The sequence below is a fragment of the Candidatus Pantoea bituminis genome (assembly GCF_018842675.1).
GTDB classification, from domain to species: Bacteria; Pseudomonadota; Gammaproteobacteria; order Enterobacterales; family Enterobacteriaceae; genus Pantoea; species Pantoea phytostimulans.
In genome coordinates this window covers 650,382-667,633 of record NZ_JAGTWO010000004.1, presented here as the reverse complement: position 1 = coordinate 667,633, position 17,252 = coordinate 650,382, and the positions used below count along the sequence as shown (strand labels likewise).

The following is a 17,252-nucleotide window of genomic DNA, read 5'->3' as shown; positions in this document are numbered from 1 at the left end:
GCATAATAGCACAGCCGGTTTTGCGAATTGGCGCACAAATGTAAACGGGATTATCGGTCAGCGACCGCCACGGATCAGACCACCTAATCCACGCCGCTCCATAAATGCTGAGACCAAATGACGTACCTCAGTTGCGGTATGCGCTTTCAATCCTTGCTCACTCAGCTTCTGCACTTCTTCATAATCAAGATGGCGCAGCAGATACTTCACTCGCGGTACATTTTTACCGTTCATGCTGAGATGGTGATAACCCAACCCGACCAGCAGCGCAACGCACATCGGATCGCCAGCCATTTCACCACACAGGCAGAGCTCCAGCTTCGCTAAATGGGCTTCCTGCGCAATAGTCTGCAGCGCTCGCAGCATCGCGGGATGCAAGGAATCATAAAGGTTCGCGACGCGGGTATTATTGCGATCAACCGCTAGCAGGTATTGCGTGAGATCATTGGTACCAACAGAGACGAAATCGACACGCGACGCCAGATGCGGAATCATAAACAGCATCGACGGCACTTCAATCATGATACCAATGCGCGGTTTCGGAATGGTGTAACCCAACATCTCTTCGACTTCACGACCGGCGCGCTCAATCAGGCGCTTTGCGTCGTCGATTTCGTCGATATGGCTAATCATCGGCAGCAAGATACTTAAATTACCGGACGCCGCGTTGGCACGCAGCATCGCCCGCACCTGCACCAGGAAGATTTCGGGCTGATCGAGCGTCAGGCGAATTCCGCGCCAGCCGAGGCAAGGGTTCTCTTCGCTGATGGGCATGTATGGCAGCTGTTTATCGGCGCCAACGTCCAACGTGCGCAGCGTCACGGGTTTATTGTGGAACAGCTGCAACATGCCTTGATATTGCGCGACCTGCTCTTCTTCAGAAGGGAAGCCGTTTTGCAACATAAACGGAATTTCGGTGCGATACAGACCAATGCCATCAACCCAGCTGCCTAGTGCTTGTTCATGCTCGGCGCTTAAACCGGCGTTGAGCATGACCTGCACGCGTTCGCCGCTTTTCATTTCACCGGGCTGATCAACGCCACCTTCAGCCATCTTGCTCAGCGCGTTTTCTTCGCTGATTAGGCGTTGGTATTCCTGCACCAGCACCGGTTCAGGATCAATCAATATTTCGCCGCGATAGCCATCAACAATCAGCAAACGCTTATTGAGCTGATGCGGTTGGATATCCGCGCCCATGACCGTTGGAATGCCCATCGCGCGCGTCAATATGGCGGCGTGAGAATTGGCCGCGCCATCACGTACGACTACGCCAGCGATACGCTCCTGCGGCAGTTCAGCTAACGTCGTTGCAGTGAGTTCATCCGCGACCAATACAAAACGTTCCGGCCAGGCATTGGCGCCAATCAATGAATCATCAAGGTGAAACAGCAATCGTTGGCCTAACACGCGCAGATCGCCTGCCCGCTCGCGCAAATAGCTGTCGGTTAAACTGGCGAACTGCTCAGCGAACTTCTCGATTACCGTTTTAACGGCCCACTCAGCGACCGAACCGCGTTCAATCTCGTCAAAGAGATCCTTTTTCAGCCGCGCATCGGTCAACAGATGCGAATAGAGATCGAAAATCGCGGCGCTCTCTTTTTGCACGCTGGCGCTAAAGCGCTTACTGAAACGGCGGAATTCGTTAGCGGCTTCACTCATCGCCAGCGATAAGCGCTCGCGTTCCCGCTGCGTATCTAATGTCGAGGCAGCAGAAACTTGATCAAGCAGCGGCTGGGTTTCATCCACCCAACCAGGCGCTACGGCGACGCCGGGCGCAGCGGCAATTGCTTTGATCCGCGTTTGGCGAAATTGACCAAACAGCTGGCCCAGCTGTGACTGCGACAGCAGCGCTGCCATTTGCGTTGCTAGCGTGACAAGGAAAGATTCTTCGCTTTCGTCGAACTGACGATGTTCGCGCTGCTGTACGACCAACACGCCAAGCAGCTGACGACGACTGATAATCGGTACGCCGAGGAAAGAGCGATAGCGCTCTTCTTTTACCGAGGGGATAAATTTGAAGCTGGGATGGCTTTGCGCATCCGCGAGGTTGATCGGTTCGGCTAAGCGGCCAACCAGCCCAACGATGCCTTCGTCAAAAGCCAGTTTCACCGTGAGGCCACGCGGTTTTTTGAGTCCGCGCGTAGCCATCATGTAATAGCAGCGACGATCGTGATCGGCGAGGTAAACGGAACAGACTTCCGTTTGCATCGCCAAACAGATCTCATTGACCAGAATGTCGAGTGCTTCATTCAGACGCGGTGCACTCGCCACTTTTTCTACTATTTCGCGCAACTGAGTGAGCATAAAGGGCGTGGCCTATCCTCTCTTACGTCGATGGGCAGGATTATTTCGCTGCCCTGCACTCTCCTGCATAGACATCACCACGCCAGCGAATTCCTTCATTACGCGGCGATAAACATCGCGCTTAAAGGAGACAACCTGACGCACCGGATACCAAAAGCTCACCCAGCGCCAACCATCGAATTCCGGCGTGCTGCTGTGCTGCACATTAATATCCGCGTCATTACACATCAACTGCAGAAGAAACCACTTTTGTTTCTGGCCGATACATACCGGCTTTGTGTCCCAACGCACCAAACGTTTTGGCAACTTGTAGCGCAACCAGTTACGGGTAGATGCAAGTATTCGAACATCTTTACGGTGTAACCCCACTTCTTCGAACAGTTCGCGATACATCGCCTGTTCAGCGGTTTCACCAGGATTGATGCCTCCCTGAGGAAATTGCCAGGAGTGCTGTCCAAAGCGCCTGGCCCATAATACTTGTCCCTGCCTGTTACAAATTACGATACCAACATTCGGGCGGTAGCCATCATCATCGATCACCGGACTACCTCAAAGCTAAATTTGAATAGCCTGATTGTTTCACACTCCTTACAGACGGTAAACCACTGGATTAGCGGGGTGAAACGGAATAACACAGGGATAACTCACAGCGTGACCCCAAGTTATAAACAATTAAGGGTCGAAAAAAGGATCTTATTCACCTTTTCTGTGGATAGCTTTGTGCAGAACGCGGGAGTTAACTGAATAACATGTTGAGACGATTCTTATCTTACTCACTAAAACAAACAGTCATTTCTTTGATATATATATAAAAAGTAAGTCACAACCCCCTTTATCCACCTTAAATTTACAGGGTAAAAACCGTCAATTCTTACAATTGGTGAAAGATCCACCGCATACCTTTTTATCCACAGATAAGTGCTTAACCTTAGGCCAAACCGGTCAAAATCTGTTAACAAAACCAGAAGTCAAGGCTGTAAATGGAACCAGTGCTTGCTTTAAAGGGGTGTTATCCCATTTTTCTGTGGATAAGTAGGGTTGTGATCCTGTTCATTGTTGGTAGCAAGTTGGGATAACCTTTCGTGCAGCCTGAGACGGAGAAATAGAGGGCAGCAAAAAAGCACGATCTATCATGCTATTATGCGCACCCAATGCTGCTAATTTTTGTGGAAAAGAAACCGCCACGGATAATTGCTCATTTTTTAACCAATTCGAGTTGTTAACATGAATCATCTTCCCGGACCACCTGAAGACGAAGCGACCTTGTTGAAACGCGCCCAGGGATTGGCCGGTTTAACGCTGGAAACGCTTGCTGCAAAAGCAGACTTGCCAATGCCCGCTAACCTCAAGCGCGACAAAGGATGGGTTGGCATGCTATTGGAGAGGCATCTGGGGGCAAGCGCGGGAAGTAAAGCGGAGCAGGATTTTGCTCACCTTGGTATCGAATTAAAAACCATCCCCATTGATGCATCTGGCAAACCGCTGGAAACCACTTTTGTCTGTGTGGCACCGCTTACCGGTAACAGCGGCGTCACCTGGCTAACCAGCCATGTGCGTCATAAGCTGGCGCGGGTATTGTGGATTCCGGTTGAAGGCGAACGGACTATTCCCTTAAGTGAGCGACGTGTCGGTGCTCCGCTACTGTGGAGCCCAAGTCCTGACGAAGATGAAATGCTGCGTCAGGATTGGGAAGAATTGATGGATATGATTGTGCTGGGTCAGGTCGAACGCATCACAGCACGTCACGGTGCCTGGCTACAAATACGTCCTAAAGCAGCTAACAGCAAAGCGTTGACCGAAGGCATTGGCGATCACGGCCAGCCCATCCTGACATTACCGCGTGGATTTTATCTCAAGAAAAGTTTTACCGGCCCGCTGCTGGCCCGCCACTTTTTGCTTTAATGTGCTGTTCCTACCAGTGAAATGTTACATTTTGGCGAAGAGCCACCTGAAGTGATTGCGTATAATTACCGTTTACTTTTCGTTTAGGATTGAATGTACGCATGTTTGAGTGGATTGCCGATCCCAATGCCTGGCTGGCTCTGGGAACTTTGACCATTTTGGAAGTGGTGTTGGGAATTGATAACATCATTTTTCTCTCTTTAGTTGTTGCAAAACTGCCCCAACACCAGCAAGCCAGCGCACGTCGCCTCGGTTTAGTGGGTGCCATGGTGATGCGCCTGCTGTTGCTTGCGTGTATTGCCTGGGTCATAAAACTCACCCATCCCCTCTTCAGCATAATGAATCACGCCTTCTCGGCGCGTGATCTGATCTTATTGTTTGGTGGCCTGTTTCTGCTGTGGAAATCCAGCAAGGAGATTCACGAAACCATTGAAGGTGGTGAAGAAGAACAGCAAACAAATGTGCACTCCTTTTTTGGCGCGATCGTACAAATCATGATGCTTGACATCATTTTGAGCCTTGATTCTGTTATTACCGCGGTGGGCCTTTCCGATCATCTGTTCATTATGATGGCCGCCGTCGTGATTTCTGTGCTGCTGATGATGTTTGCTGCGCGCACTATTGGCGAGTTTGTGGCGCGACATCCTTCGGTAAAAATATTGGCACTCTCCTTCCTACTCTTGGTGGGCTTTACTCTGATTTTGGAAGGATTTGCCATCGATGTACCAAAAGGTTACATCTATTTCGCCATGTTCTTTGCCATCGCGGTAGAGTGCCTGAACTTATTGCGCAGCAAGAAAAAACGGCGTAACGTTGTCAAGGGCGAGCATGCTCGCCCAATGCTTTTCGGATTCATGCGATTAACCCAGCCAGCAAAACAATTTATTACTACACTGTTTGCTGTTGATTTAGCGTGAGGACGAAGAGTGATGAAAGGGTTGGTTGGCGTACTATTTTTGGTGGTAACCGCAGCGACATTAAGCGGATGCAGTTCAGATTATGTGATGGCGACGAAAGATGGTCGAATGATCATGACCGAAGGCAAACCGGCCATTGATAAAGAAACCGGGCTGGTGCAATACACCGATCAGTCAGGACATGATATGCAGATTAACGGTGATGAGGTCTCGACCATCATTGAGCGTTAAGTGCGAAATTACGTAGCCTGCCGCAAATTCCCCGCTGGCAGGCAATTTCCCGAATTTCCCCCTTCCTTCCCCGCTGTTGCTCGCGCTATAGTCCTTGAGGACACAACATTCCATTCCATAAAGAAAAAGGAAGCCGGCAATGCATTATCACCGTATCCCCCACAGCACGCTGGAAGTGAGTCAGTTGGGATTGGGAACTATGACGTTTGGTGAGCAAAACAGCGAAGCCGACGCCCATGCTCAGCTGGATTTGGCGGTTAGTTCCGGCATCAACTTAATTGATACCGCCGAAATGTACCCGGTGCCGCCGCGCCCGGAAACCCAGGGTTTAACCGAAAGCTACATTGGCAGCTGGCTGAAAAAGCGTGGCAGCCGTGACAAAATCATTCTGGCCAGTAAAGTTTCGGGTCCTTCGCGTGGCAATGATGCGTCGATTCGTCCGAACATGGCGCTGGATCGTAAAAACATCCGTGAAGCGCTGGAAGCCAGCCTGAAACGCCTGAATACCGATTACCTCGATCTTTATCAACTGCACTGGCCGCAGCGCCAAACCAACTATTTTGGCAAACTCGGCTATCACTACAGCGACAACACTGCATCGGTAACGCTGCTTGAGACGCTTGAAGCTTTAACGGAGCAGGTGCGCGCCGGTAAAATTCGTTATATCGGGGTATCAAACGAAACGGCATGGGGCGTGATGCGCTATCTGCAACTGGCTGAAAAGCATGAGCTGCCACGTATCGTTTCTATACAAAACCCGTACAGTTTGCTGAACCGCAGTTTTGAAGTGGGTTTGGCGGAAATCAGCCAGCATGAAGGCGTGGAGCTTTTGGCTTACTCCAGCCTGGCGTTCGGGACATTGAGCGGTAAATACCTCAACGGTGCTAAACCGGCAGGCGCACGTAATACGTTGTTTAGCCGCTTTACGCGCTACAGCAGTGAGCAGTCGGAAAAAGCGATTGCGGAATATGTGGAACTGGCGAAAAAGCACCAGCTGGATCCTTCCCAAATGGCGCTGGCTTACGTGCGTCAGCAGCCATTTGTGGCCAGCACCTTGTTGGGTGCCACCACGTTGGATCAGTTGAAAACCAACATCGACAGCTTCAACCTGACGCTGAGTACCGACGTGTTAGAAGAGTTAGAAATAATTCATCGCCGCTATACTTATCCAGCACCGTAATGCTTATTTGCCAGCTGCGGCTTCGTGGCTGGCAATTCATTCTCCAGTCAAAGCGCGGGTATATAGCCGCACCGATTTATTCGGATATTCCAGCGCGTCGCCCGCGGGTATCCAGCCAAAGCGTTCGTAATAGTCACCAAAAGTGGACCACAACCATAAATGCGGATAGCCACGTGCCTGCGCGAACTCAATGACATGTTGTTGTAACGCTGCACTTAACCCTTTGCCGCGTGCGTGTTCATCCACATACAACGCTGCCAGCCAGGGAAACAGATCTTGCCGACTGATCAAATCGCAACGCCAGAACCCCGCCGTACCCAGCGCTTTTCCCGCCTCAACCGCCACGAAAGTGATGGGAAACTCTGCGCCCGTCATGCTGCTGGCGACAATGCTGGCAAAAAAATCCCGACTGTTCTCTTCACCGAATGCGCGCCATTGCCACTCAATAATCTGTTCAGCAAAATGCGGTACTGCGCTGAGTGGCAGGATTTCCATCACATTAGCTTCCCTTGAAAAATCGGCACTGATTCAAACAGAAAACCGTCGAAGTCTGGCGCATCGGCATCAGAGAGCTCCAGCAAAGTGTTTTTCACATTTTCCAGATGCTGCCAGGTTGCCTGCCAGGAACCCATCACGTCACGACGGCGCAGCGCAGCAAGAATGGTTTGGTGATCGCCAAGCCATTTTAGACGGTAAGCGCGGGTTTCGAATTGCGGGCGCAGCTGTTGCCACAGCGGGCTGCTATCGTGATGGCGCCAGATGCTGGTTACGGTATCGAGCAGCATCTGATTTTGACTGGCCCCCGCCAGCAGCAGATGAAACAGCTTGTCATTATCCTGGCTGCTGTCGTTGGCGGCGATAGCGCGTTGCTCTTGTTCCAATGTGCGACGCAGGTTTTCAATATCCGCTTTGGTGGCCATTTTGGCGGCAAAGGCAGCAATGTTACTTTCCAGCAGTTGCCGTGCCTGCAACATTTCAAAGGGGCCGACATCACTGCGGAAAAAGCCTCTTCTTCGTCGTCGCTGGCGGAGGGAATGCGCATCACATACACGCCGGAACTTTGGCGAATATCAACGGTGCCCTCCAGCTCCAACATCAGCAAGGCTTCACGGACGATGGTGCGGCTAACGCCCCAGGTTTCGGCCAGCTGACGCTCGGGCGGCAAGCGCGATCCCACGGGATAATGACCTTCACTGATTTGCTGACGCAAATGCTGACCAATTTCCTGATACTGTTTTTTTCTTGTGGCGCTACGGCTTTATCCACGCTGTCACCCTTAACAATCAATGCGCTGAGGATATCGCCGCCTCCCTTGTGCGGCAATATCAGCGAACCCTGCGAGAAGGCTCACAAACTGAGGCTCAGTGTATCAAAGCCAGCGCCTGATCGAGTACCTTTGCACCGTTTAGGGTGCCATAAGCGACGGTATCAATCACCGCAATCGGTAACTGGTAGCTGTCAGTAAGCTTTTTGTTCTCTTCCAGCTTGAAGCGCACTTGCGGTCCCAGCAGCACCGCCACCACTTCATTACCGTAATTTTGTAGTTCTTCTCGTAGGTTCTGTTCAGGAATCGCATAGATTTCAAATTCCAGACCGCGCGCGGTGGCTTCTTTTTCCATGCGCGTCACCACCATTGAGGTCGACATGCCTGCTGCGCAGGCCAATACGATACGTTTCATCGTCTGTTCCTTCTGTTATTTGGGCTGATCATCAAGGGTCAAGGTAAGTTGCTGGCTGTCGCGTAACTGGCGAAACCAGTGCGCGGACTTTTTCATGCGGCGCTGGCGCTGATTATCCAAATCGATCTCAATCAAGCCGTAGCGGTTTTTAAAAGCATTCATCGGCGATACGTTGTCAGTAAATGCCCACAGCATGTAGCCCTGACAGTTGATCCCTGCTTCATGAGCGCGGATCGCCTGATAAAGATGCTCGCTGATAAAGTCGATGCGGTAATCATCCTGCACTTCGCCTTCGGCATTTTTAAACTGCGCTTCGTTCTCAATTCCCATTCCGTTCTCGGCAACAAACCACGGCACGTTGCCATACTCATCACGCATCCGCAGCGCCATATCCCAGATGATGCGCGGCTGAATCTCCCACCCGCGTGAACTGTTCATGCGTCGGCCCGGCAGCGCGAAATGTTCGTAGTAACAGGCAGGATGGAACGGCGTGTCAGGATGCCAGGCGTGCGACGGCGCTTTAACGCGATGCGGATAATAGAGATTCAGCCCAACCTCATCGACGGTGTTGGCAGCGATAATCGCCAGCTCTTCCTGCGTCACATCCCACTTCACTTGATGCTTGTCCAGCAGCGCTAACAGCTCCGCCGGGTATTCCCCTTTAAGCGCCGGATCGAGAAACACCCGGTTGTAGAAGAGATCGTAGATATTCGCTGCTTTTACGTCATGCGGTGCAGAAGAGCGTGGATAGGTGACTTCTGGATTCAAAATAGTGCCAATGCTGCCGCTGTAACTTTTTTCGCGAAACAGCTTTACCACCTTCGCCGTGGCGAGATTTTTGTGATGATTCCACTGCATCCATTTGTGGGTGTTCTGTTCATAAGGCCAACGCAGCGCATCAAGGTAGACGCGGGTTTGCACTACAATCGGCTCATTGAATACAAACCAGCGCGTCACCTTACCGGCATAGCGTTTAAACACCTGCTCGGCATAGCGAGTAAACAGCTCAACCACATGTTTTGACTGCCATCCACCATATTGCTCCAGCAAGATCGCTGGCAGTTCATAGTGTTCAAGGCACAACATGAGTTCAACGCCCTGCCGCTGCATCTCATCTATCAATTGATCGTAATAGGCAGCGTATTCTTCATCCACCGTGGCGTTTTCATAATCCGTCAGAAAGCGCGACCAGTTGATTGAGGTGCGATAATGCGTCAGTCCGGTAGCCTTCATCAACGCGACATCTTCACGAAAGCGATGGATAAAATCCGTGGCGACGGCTGGCCCATAACCGTTGTGCCAGACATCACGATCGTTCTGATACCAGGCATCCAGCCACGAATCCTGCCCAGGCTTTTTGCCGCTCCAGCCTTCGGTTTGCCAGGCCGAAGCCGCTGCGCCCAGAATAAAATCTTGCGGCACCTTAAGGGTCAACTTACTCATGACATCTCCTGTGAGTTTTGCGCCAGTTCAGGCTGCCTGTTTTTGGCTTCTGCAGCTTCTGCACGTCGCGACGCCACTTTGACAAACGGCAGATAAATCAGCACCGAAACCAAAATGCAGACGATTTGCGTCACTACCGCACCCATTGAACCGGCAGTCGACAGCCACGCATTAATGATCGGCGGCGTAGTCCACGGCACCATCACCACGGCTTTTCCGGCAAAACCCATCACCGTAGCGAAATAGCCAATTGAGCCGGTGACCAGCGGTGTAATAATGAAAGGAATGGCCAGGATCGGATTGAGCATTATCGGCATACCAAAGATCACCGGCTCATTGATGTTGAATATACCTGGCCCAAACGACAGCTTGGCGATTTCACGCATCTCTTTGCGCTTGGTGGCAATCATGACTGCGGTTAACAAGCCGATCGTTAGGCCCGATCCGCCAATACTCATATAGACATCCCAGAACGGCATAGTGATGATATTCGGGGCTTCAATGCCTTGCTCAAAGGCGTTCATATTGACCAGAATCGCCCCTAACAGCAGCGGCTCGCGGATCGGTTTCACCATCTGATTTCCGTGAATACCGATGACCCAAAACAGCTGTGCGACAAACATTAGAATCAAGATGCCCCACAGGCTCTGTACCACCGATTCCAGCGGTTGCTGTACCACTTTGTAGACCGCGTCATACAGATAGAGCCCGGTAATGCGGTGGAAAATAAAGCCGAAAGTTGCCACCAGCGTGACGGTGAATATTGACGGAATCAGCGCTGAAAATGAGGCAGCGACATTGGGCGGCACGGTGTCCGGCATCTTGATTTTCAGACGTTCAACGCTTTCCAGTCGGCAATAAATCTCTACCGACAGGATGGCAATAAACATGCCGAGAAACAGACTTTTCGTGTCCGAAAACTGTTTCGCCAGCACATCTGTGACCAGCTGCATTTCGCCATTGACCATCATCTGCAAGGTGGTTGGCGTAACCGAGATAAAACAGATAATCGCCAGCAGACCGGGAAACAGTGTTTTCACACCATTGATACGGCCCAGTTCTATCCCGATCAAGAACACTGCGCCAATGTTCAGGAAACTGAGCGTGGCGTAATTGATACTGCTGGTAATCGGTTTGAGATCTGCCAGAAACGACAGCGCGGCGAAGCTGGCTAAACCATTTTTGCTGTCGAGCACCATGTTGGAGATCAGCACTGAGAAAGCGCCGACGATGATCACTGGCATTAACGTTATGAAGGAAGCTTTGATCGCCATGATGTAGCGATAACTGTTGAAGCGTGTGGCAAAGCTTCCCAGAGAATCGATAAGACGGTCCTGTAAAGACATGGGTCATCCTCAGAGATAAAAGATCAGTATTCCTGTATTGGTCGATATCTTCCCTGTCATTGGCATACCAAAATGACGATTTATCTCATCCGTTTCTGTGACAGAACTCGCGGAAACTCTTTTTGGCATTCCAGTAAGATAAAAAACACCAATTTGGCATACCAAAAGCGAGAATCGTATGGATTTCGAACAAACCATGATGGAATTACTGATCAATGCAGGGGAAGCGCGATCTCAAGCCATGATGGCGATCCAGTTTGCGCGCAAGCGTGAATGGGCAGCCGCAGACGAAGCGCTGTTAGCCTCGTCAGAAGCCGCCAAGGGCGCTCATCATATTCAGACGCAGTTGATTGGTGTCGATGAAGGTTGTGGCAAAGTGCCGGTGACGTTGATCCTGGTACATGCCCAGGATCATTTAATGAATGCGATGTTGTGTCGGGATCTGGCGGAAGAGTTAGTGATGCTGCGCAAAGAGATGTTTAGCTGAATCTCGATGCTGCCATGCAACGTTAACCCAGCTCCAGCGCCAACAGTTCCTGGATAGTTTGCGCCCGGCGAATTTCGCGTGCTTTTCCCTGCTCAAACAGCACTTCCGGGATCAGCGGACGACTGTTGTAATTAGAGGACATCGACGCGCCGTAAGCGCCGGTATCGTGGAAGACCAGATAATCGCCGACCTGCGCCGCAGGCAGCGCACGGGTTTCCACTTTGCCGCCCTCTAGCTGAGTAAATACATCGCCGGATTCACACAGCGGGCCAGCCACCACGCACTCAACACAATTCTGCTCATCGATCTGGCGATCGTCGCCCGCCATCAGTGAAATGTGGTGATAACTGCCGTACATCGAAGGACGCATTAAATCGCTGAAACCGGCATCCACCAGCACGAAATGACGGCTGCCCATCTCTTTCACTGCGCGTACCTGAGAAACCAATACACCCGATTCCGCCACCAAAAAACGGCCAGGCTCGATCTCCAGTTTCACCGGATGCCCTAAATGCGCAGCAATACGCTGGCGTGCGGCATCCCACAAGCCAAAGTAGTGCGCGGTATCAATCGCCTCTTCATCGTAGCGATAAGGAATAGATAAGCCCCCGCCCGCTGAGATCGCTTCCAGATCCTGACCAAACTCAACGACCTGATTGACCATCGCGTCGCACACTTGTTGCAGGTGTGCGTAATCTACGCCAGAGCCGATGTGCATGTGAATACCAACTAAACGCAAGCCATATTGCTGGATGGCCGCCAACGCCAGCGACAAATCGGCATGCCAGATGCCGTGTTTGCTGTTTTCACCGCCGGTATTGGTTTTTTGGCTGTGACCGTGACCAAAGCCAGGGTTAACCCGTAACCAAACCGCATGACCTGGCGACACGTTACCCAGCTGATGCAACATATCCACTGAACCCGCGTTAACGGGTACTTTCAGCTCCGCAATACGTGCCAGCGTTGGCGTATCAAAGACATCAGCAGTAAAAACAATTTCATCGCCGCCCGCTTGATAACCGGCTGCCAGTGCGCGCTCAATTTCGCCCAGCGACACCGAATCGACCTTCACACCCGCTGAATGCATCAAACGCAGAATGTGAATATTTGAACTTGCTTTCTGAGCAAAACGTACCACGTCAAACGCGTGCAGCTGTCCAATTCGCGCCAGGATAACCTGCGCATCGTAAGCCCAGAAAGGGCCGCTGTACTGGCGCGCCAGAGGCAGCAGATTTGCGCGGGTTAAGGCGGTTTCGGTGTTATCTAACGGACGTGGCATGATAATTCTCCTGTGGCAATTCGCTGGCTATGCGCGGCTTATTCTTTTATTAAGCCAGAATCGCGCCATGCCGAAAAATATCTGTTTAAATAGCATCTATGCAGAATGGATATAGGTAAGCGTGTGGCAAAGATTAACTGGCGACATATAGAAATTTTTCACGCGGTGATGACCAGCGGCAACTTAACGCAAGCTGCCACGCTGCTGAATACGTCTCAACCCACTGTGAGCCGAGAACTGGCACGGCTTGAGCAGCAGTTAGGATTGCAACTTTTTGAACGCGTGCGCGGGCGTTTACAGCCCACGGTGCAAGGGCTGCGGCTGTTCGAAGAAGTGCAGCGCTCATGGTATGGGCTGGATCGCATTATGGATGCCGCCGAAGGTTTGCGGCAGTTTCGTCAAGGCGAGTTATCGATTGCCTGCTTGCCGGTGTTTTCACAATCGCTGCTGCCGCCGTTGTGCCAACCCTTTCTACAGCGTTATCCCGACGTCAGTATGAATATCATCCCGCAGGAATCGCCGCTGCTGGAAGAGTGGCTTTCAGCTCAGCGCTACGATCTTGGCTTGACCGAAACCCAACACGCGCCAGCGGGTACCGAGCGTCTGGCGCTGCTAACGTGCGATGAAGTCTGTGTATTGCCGAAAACCCATCCGCTGTGTCAGCGTGATTGCCTTACGCCGCAAGATTTTGCCGGAGAGAATTATGTCAGCCTGTCACGTACCGACAGCTATCGGCAATTGCTCGACACGCTGTTTCATGAGCAAGGCGTAGAACGTCGGTTGGTGCTGGAAACGCACAGTGCAGCATCGGTGTGTGCAATGGTAAAAGCGGGCGTGGGAATTTCAGTGGTGAATCCGCTGACGGCGCTGGATTACGCCGACAGCGGAGTGGTGATGCGCAAGTTCAGTATCGCGGTGCCGTTTACCGTTAGCCTGGTAAAACCGCTTCACCGACCGGCGTCGGCGCTGCTGGATGCTTTTATCAGCCACCTGCAACTGCAAGTGGCCGACTTTCCAGCACGCATCGCTGCGCGGCTGACTTAAGCCTGTACGGTGGCAGCGGCGCCACCCGATTTGCGGAAGGTAATCAAACAGATCACCAGGCCAACCGCCGCCAGCGCTGCCGCTGCGACCGGCACTGCTGTTAAGCCGTAACCACGACCAATAACCGCGCCACCCACCCAAGCACCCAATGCGTTACCCACGTTAAAGGCTGAGATGTTCAGGGTTGAGACCAGGTTTGGCGCCTCTTTACCGTGGCGCACGACATTGATTTGCAACCCCGGCACCGTGGCAAACGTTGCCATCGCCCACAGGAACAAGGTAATTTCCGCCAGCCACAGCGCATGGCTGGTCCAGCTAAACAACAACGAGAACAGCGCAATCAGTGAAAAACTGAGGATCAGGCTGAAAGAAACTTTCCAGTCCGCCAGCTTGCCGCCAAGAATATTGCCCACGGTTAAGCCTGCGCCAATCAAGAAGAGTGTCCAGCTGACGCCGCGATTAGTTATGCCCGTCACCTGCAGCAACAGCGGGGCGATATAGCTAAACAGCGCAAACATTGCTGCCGCGAAAAACACCGTCATCAGCAGTGATAGCCAGAGTTTGCCGTTCGCCAGCGCACCGATTTCACTCGCCAGATGAACCGGTTTTTCCTCTTTATTGGTGGGTAAGCTGATAATCAGTCCGATGAATGCCAGAATCCCGATGATGGCCACGCCCCAAAAGGTTGCACGCCAGCCGAACAGTTGACCGAACCAGGTTCCCAACGGCACACCTAATACGTTAGCCAGGGTTAAACCGGTAAACATCAGCGCCACCGCCGAAGCCTGCTTACCCGGTGCCACCAAACTGGCCGCCACCACCGAACCGATGCCAAAGAAAGCACCGTGACACAAGGCGGTAAACACCCGCGCCATCATCAGCAGGTTGTAGCTGTAAGCCAGCGCACACAGCACGTTGCCAATGATAAAAATCACCATTAACAAAACCAAGGTGCGTTTACGCGGCAGTTTTGCGGTTAACAGCGCCATGATCGGCGCGCCGATCGCCACGCCCAAGGCATAGCCGCTGATCAGCCAACCCGCCGACGGAATTGACACCTGTAAATCGCCCGCCACTTCCGGTAGCAGGCCCATGATCACGAACTCAGTGGTGCCGATGGCGAACGCACTCAGCGCCAGCGCCAATAAAGCAACAGGCATAACACTCTCCCAATAAAATTGAAAACGCAGGCGATCCACGCAAGATTTTACGTGGTGCGATGGACGCTTATTAAAATTTGATCTTCGTCACGGTGTGTATTAAATCATAGCCTTCTCTTCTCATACACCCTGATGCCTGCAAAGCTCATTTGCCTGGTACGCAACAAACGCGATAAAAGCTGATTTATTAAGCCTTCATGTCTGTCGACTAAGACAGATTAGCGTTTCCACGCTACGCTAAATAACGAGTTGGCTGCGACCAATCACCACTTTTTCATGCGTTATCAATCAATAAAGTTATAGCGTTGCCGATACCCCTAATGGATTGCCAGGTGATGTAATGTGAATCTGACATGGGGAAAGAGAATGCAACGGCTTATTGCCTTAATGGTATTTGGCTTAACCGGCTGCTCGGTCGGTCATTATGAGTACAGTAAGGAAGCAGCGAAACGCGTCGATATGACCATAACCGGCATTCCAACCGTGTTGGGCTTAGGCACACTCGGCACCACCATTCCGCTGACGGCAGATTACAGCCTGACCGCTGCGCATGTGGCTAAGTTTTCGCTTTACCGGGTGAAAGCCTGGCATCCCGAATGTGATCTGGCGGTGGTTTACCACAAAAACAGCGAAGCCAATCTTCCGCCCATTTTCCGTAACAGCCACATTGGCGATCGCGTCAATCTTTACGGCTACAGCTTTATCTCGGCGCTGCCGGTCAGCTCTAGCGGACAGAACCTGATTAATACCACCTTAGCTAACACCTGGAATAAAGCCGCTTGCGTTGTCGTGGCCGCGAATGCGGGCGTGGTGAAAGGCATGTCAGGCGGCGCGGTGTATAACGCCTCCGACGATACGCTCGCGGGGGTGATTGTCGGCTACAGCGACCGCATCAATGACAACCAGAGCGGCAAGACGTTATACAAAAATGTGGCGCTGTATGTGCCCTATGCACGTTTTGAAACCTGGCTGAAACAGGCGGTAAAATCCTGATTATTGCTTATCAGGAAAACCGTTATGATCGCCCATTTTCTGTTCCGGCGGATTTAGCCAGCGATCTTCACGCGTGGCTTCATAGACGGGATTAAGGGGATAGCTGATCTGGTTGTCCGGTTTGTTTACTTCACCCACCACTAAAAAATGGGCTTCTGCTTCGCTGTTGTTGATAAAGGTATGGCAGATGCCGGTGCCTGCCGGAAAGGCCACCGCGTCGCCAGGCGTGAGTGGATAGAGTTCACCATTGATCCAGACATCTGGCGATCCCTGAATAACGTACACGAACTCTTCTTCGAGACGTTCGGCATGGGGATAGGACATTCTGCGGCCTGGCAGCAGCCGTTCATGATGGATACCAAAACGAGTCAGCCCCAACTGGCGCGCCAGCGGTGCGCCAATCGACATTAACTCTTCGCTATCGGGATAGTGCTCATTGTCTTCGCCTTCCAGCTCACGCCAGTGGCGAATAAAGTCGGGACGCTGCTTGCTCATGTTTATCGGCTCCAGAGTTGAAGTGTTCAGCCTGGCAGATGATGGGATGTTGCTCAAGACAGGGAGAGATTGTGCGGGATGAACACATCAGCACGCACAATAGGTTAAATCAACGTGCAGCCGGCACCCACGATCCCTGCACTTTCACTTGCGGAAAACCGGCCGTTAAAATGCGCAGTTCTGCGTCACGCGGAGTGTTATCGCCCTGCCCCTGAATGCTGACGATATCCTGCGGACAAGCCGAAAACGCCACATAGCAATCCATCTCGGCGCGCAACACAATGTAATCGCCCGGACGCGTCACCACCGGCAAGGTTTTCAACGTGATGCCATCCGGCTGCACCTGAATATTCATAAAGATATTAAATGAGGCCAGATTACCCTGCGGTAATTTCACACCAAGCTCAGCCATGCCCTCGAACAAATTATCGTGGCAATTGCGATGCGGTTCTGTGCAGCCCAGCAATTCATAGCGACGTGCATCGCACGCTGCCATAAAGGTATCGTGTACGCCCGGCGAAGTATCGGCGACCAACGTTAAAATAGGATGGCGCTGGCTGGTAATAAAGCTGTCGCCCACCTTCGGATTCAGACGCTGATTCCATACACGCGTCGCCTCCATACACATATATTCGCTGACATCGCTGGCGTTATACGCCCAGCAGTCCACGACTTGTGTACCGTGTAGATTCACCACTTGCACCGCTTCGCCCTTGGCAAGACGTATCGCTTTGCCGTGGCGAGCGGGAATTAACTGTACGTCACGATGCTGATATTCAGCCGACATGTTGT

At 52.0% G+C, this 17,252-nt stretch carries 16 protein-coding genes and 2 pseudogenes; 7 read left to right on the top strand and 11 right to left on the bottom strand.

All coding sequences use genetic code 11. The annotated features are described in order from the left end of the window. Positions 1–57: 57 nt before the first annotated feature. Both ptsP and rppH read right to left on the bottom strand, forming a co-directional pair. Positions 58–2,304 (bottom strand): phosphoenolpyruvate--protein phosphotransferase, encoded by a 2,247-nt coding sequence (gene ptsP, locus KQP84_RS06915; RefSeq protein WP_215845717.1) that lies wholly within the window; start codon positions 2,302–2,304, stop codon positions 58–60. A gap of 12 nt (positions 2,305–2,316) precedes the next feature. Then, positions 2,317–2,844 (bottom strand): RNA pyrophosphohydrolase, encoded by a 528-nt coding sequence (gene rppH / locus KQP84_RS06910; protein WP_009087042.1) that lies wholly within the window; start codon positions 2,842–2,844, stop codon positions 2,317–2,319. A gap of 684 nt (positions 2,845–3,528) precedes the next feature. Here rppH and mutH point away from each other — a divergent pair. From mutH to KQP84_RS06890, 4 genes and pseudogenes are all read left to right on the top strand, one after another. Next, positions 3,529–4,206, top strand: a complete 678-nt coding sequence (mutH, locus tag KQP84_RS06905; RefSeq protein ID WP_215845716.1) for a DNA mismatch repair endonuclease MutH — start codon at positions 3,529–3,531, stop codon at positions 4,204–4,206. A gap of 101 nt (positions 4,207–4,307) precedes the next feature. Next, a pseudogene (locus KQP84_RS06900) lies at positions 4,308–5,009 on the top strand (TerC family protein); the annotation flags it as partial. 126 nt (positions 5,010–5,135) lie between these two features. Further along, positions 5,136–5,354, top strand: a complete 219-nt coding sequence (locus KQP84_RS06895; protein ID WP_215845714.1) for a YgdI/YgdR family lipoprotein — start codon at positions 5,136–5,138, stop codon at positions 5,352–5,354. A gap of 139 nt (positions 5,355–5,493) precedes the next feature. Further along, entirely contained in the window at positions 5,494–6,534 is a 1,041-nt protein-coding gene (locus KQP84_RS06890; RefSeq protein WP_215845713.1) for an NADP(H)-dependent aldo-keto reductase, read from the top strand. Positions 6,535–6,570: 36 nt separating this feature from the next. Here KQP84_RS06890 and KQP84_RS06885 read toward each other — a convergent pair whose 3' ends face one another. The 5 genes and pseudogenes from KQP84_RS06885 to KQP84_RS06865 all read right to left on the bottom strand — a co-directional run bounded on the left by KQP84_RS06885 (position 6,571) and on the right by KQP84_RS06865 (position 11,002). Continuing rightward, positions 6,571–7,029, bottom strand: coding sequence for a GNAT family N-acetyltransferase (locus tag KQP84_RS06885; RefSeq protein WP_215848225.1), 459 nt, complete (start codon positions 7,027–7,029; stop codon positions 6,571–6,573). Next, a pseudogene (locus KQP84_RS06880) lies at positions 7,029–7,800 on the bottom strand (FCD domain-containing protein). Before KQP84_RS06880 ends, KQP84_RS06885 begins: the two are co-directional and overlap by 1 nt. A 95-nt stretch (positions 7,801–7,895) precedes the next feature. Next, a complete protein-coding gene (locus tag KQP84_RS06875) occupies positions 7,896–8,213 on the bottom strand; it encodes a PTS sugar transporter subunit IIB (RefSeq protein WP_215845712.1) in 318 nt (105 codons plus the stop codon). Between the two features lie 15 nt (positions 8,214–8,228). Then, entirely contained in the window at positions 8,229–9,656 is a 1,428-nt protein-coding gene (locus tag KQP84_RS06870; RefSeq protein ID WP_215845711.1) for a glycoside hydrolase family 1 protein, read from the bottom strand. Beyond that, positions 9,653–11,002, bottom strand: a complete 1,350-nt coding sequence (locus KQP84_RS06865; protein WP_215845710.1) for a PTS sugar transporter subunit IIC — start codon at positions 11,000–11,002, stop codon at positions 9,653–9,655. The genes KQP84_RS06870 and KQP84_RS06865 overlap by 4 nt, the downstream gene beginning before the upstream one ends. Before the next feature lie 178 nt (positions 11,003–11,180). Here KQP84_RS06865 and KQP84_RS06860 point away from each other — a divergent pair, with 178 nt between their 5' ends. Then, the gene (locus KQP84_RS06860; protein WP_215845709.1) at positions 11,181–11,489 is read left to right on the top strand and encodes a PTS lactose/cellobiose transporter subunit IIA; all 309 of its coding nucleotides are present in this window, start codon (positions 11,181–11,183) and stop codon (positions 11,487–11,489) included. Positions 11,490–11,511: 22 nt separating this feature from the next. On the opposite strand, the gene lysA is transcribed toward KQP84_RS06860, so the two are convergent. Further along, positions 11,512–12,768 carry a diaminopimelate decarboxylase gene (gene lysA / locus KQP84_RS06855; protein WP_215845708.1) on the bottom strand — a complete coding sequence of 419 codons (1,257 nt, stop codon included), beginning with the start codon at positions 12,766–12,768 and terminating at the stop codon, positions 11,512–11,514. A 123-nt stretch (positions 12,769–12,891) separates the two neighbouring features. Between lysA and KQP84_RS06850 the strand changes: the two genes are divergently transcribed. Further along, a complete protein-coding gene (locus tag KQP84_RS06850) occupies positions 12,892–13,812 on the top strand; it encodes a LysR family transcriptional regulator (protein WP_215845707.1) in 921 nt (306 codons plus the stop codon). Here the strand turns inward: KQP84_RS06850 and KQP84_RS06845 are convergent. Then, positions 13,809–14,972, bottom strand: coding sequence for an MFS transporter (locus KQP84_RS06845; RefSeq protein WP_215845706.1), 1,164 nt, complete (start codon positions 14,970–14,972; stop codon positions 13,809–13,811). The genes KQP84_RS06850 and KQP84_RS06845 overlap by 4 nt on opposite strands. A gap of 366 nt (positions 14,973–15,338) precedes the next feature. On the opposite strand from KQP84_RS06845, the gene KQP84_RS06840 reads away from it, so the two are divergent. Next, positions 15,339–15,965, top strand: coding sequence for a S1 family serine peptidase (locus KQP84_RS06840; protein WP_215845705.1), 627 nt, complete (start codon positions 15,339–15,341; stop codon positions 15,963–15,965). Here the strand turns inward: KQP84_RS06840 and KQP84_RS06835 are convergent, their stop codons facing one another. Then, on the bottom strand, positions 15,966–16,460 hold the full coding sequence (locus KQP84_RS06835; protein ID WP_215845704.1) for a cupin domain-containing protein: 495 nt from the start codon (positions 16,458–16,460) through the stop codon (positions 15,966–15,968). It lies immediately after the preceding gene. 109 nt (positions 16,461–16,569) lie between these two features. Further along, positions 16,570–17,247, bottom strand: coding sequence for a DUF1989 domain-containing protein (locus KQP84_RS06830; protein ID WP_215845703.1), 678 nt, complete (start codon positions 17,245–17,247; stop codon positions 16,570–16,572). Between the last annotated feature and the right edge of the window lie 5 nt (positions 17,248–17,252).

Excerpts from the sequence above, each read along its gene's own strand:
- KQP84_RS06865 (WP_215845710.1), bottom strand. The coding sequence starts at position 11,002 with ATGTCTTTACAGGACCGTCTTATCGATTCTCTGGGAAGCTTTGCCACA.
- KQP84_RS06835 (WP_215845704.1), bottom strand. The coding sequence starts at position 16,460 with ATGAGCAAGCAGCGTCCCGACTTTATTCGCCACTGGCGTGAGCTGGAA.
- KQP84_RS06830 (WP_215845703.1), bottom strand. The coding sequence starts at position 17,247 with ATGTCGGCTGAATATCAGCATCGTGACGTACAGTTAATTCCCGCTCGC.
- KQP84_RS06840 (WP_215845705.1), top strand. The coding sequence starts at position 15,339 with ATGCAACGGCTTATTGCCTTAATGGTATTTGGCTTAACCGGCTGCTCG.
- KQP84_RS06895 (WP_215845714.1), top strand. The coding sequence starts at position 5,136 with ATGAAAGGGTTGGTTGGCGTACTATTTTTGGTGGTAACCGCAGCGACA.
- KQP84_RS06890 (WP_215845713.1), top strand. The coding sequence starts at position 5,494 with ATGCATTATCACCGTATCCCCCACAGCACGCTGGAAGTGAGTCAGTTG.
- mutH (WP_215845716.1), top strand. The coding sequence starts at position 3,529 with ATGAATCATCTTCCCGGACCACCTGAAGACGAAGCGACCTTGTTGAAA.
- KQP84_RS06875 (WP_215845712.1), bottom strand. The coding sequence starts at position 8,213 with ATGAAACGTATCGTATTGGCCTGCGCAGCAGGCATGTCGACCTCAATG.
- lysA (WP_215845708.1), bottom strand. The coding sequence starts at position 12,768 with ATGCCACGTCCGTTAGATAACACCGAAACCGCCTTAACCCGCGCAAAT.
- KQP84_RS06870 (WP_215845711.1), bottom strand. The coding sequence starts at position 9,656 with ATGAGTAAGTTGACCCTTAAGGTGCCGCAAGATTTTATTCTGGGCGCA.
- ptsP (WP_215845717.1), bottom strand. The coding sequence starts at position 2,304 with ATGCTCACTCAGTTGCGCGAAATAGTAGAAAAAGTGGCGAGTGCACCG.
- KQP84_RS06885 (WP_215848225.1), bottom strand. The coding sequence starts at position 7,029 with ATGGAAATCCTGCCACTCAGCGCAGTACCGCATTTTGCTGAACAGATT.
- KQP84_RS06845 (WP_215845706.1), bottom strand. The coding sequence starts at position 14,972 with ATGCCTGTTGCTTTATTGGCGCTGGCGCTGAGTGCGTTCGCCATCGGC.
- KQP84_RS06860 (WP_215845709.1), top strand. The coding sequence starts at position 11,181 with ATGGATTTCGAACAAACCATGATGGAATTACTGATCAATGCAGGGGAA.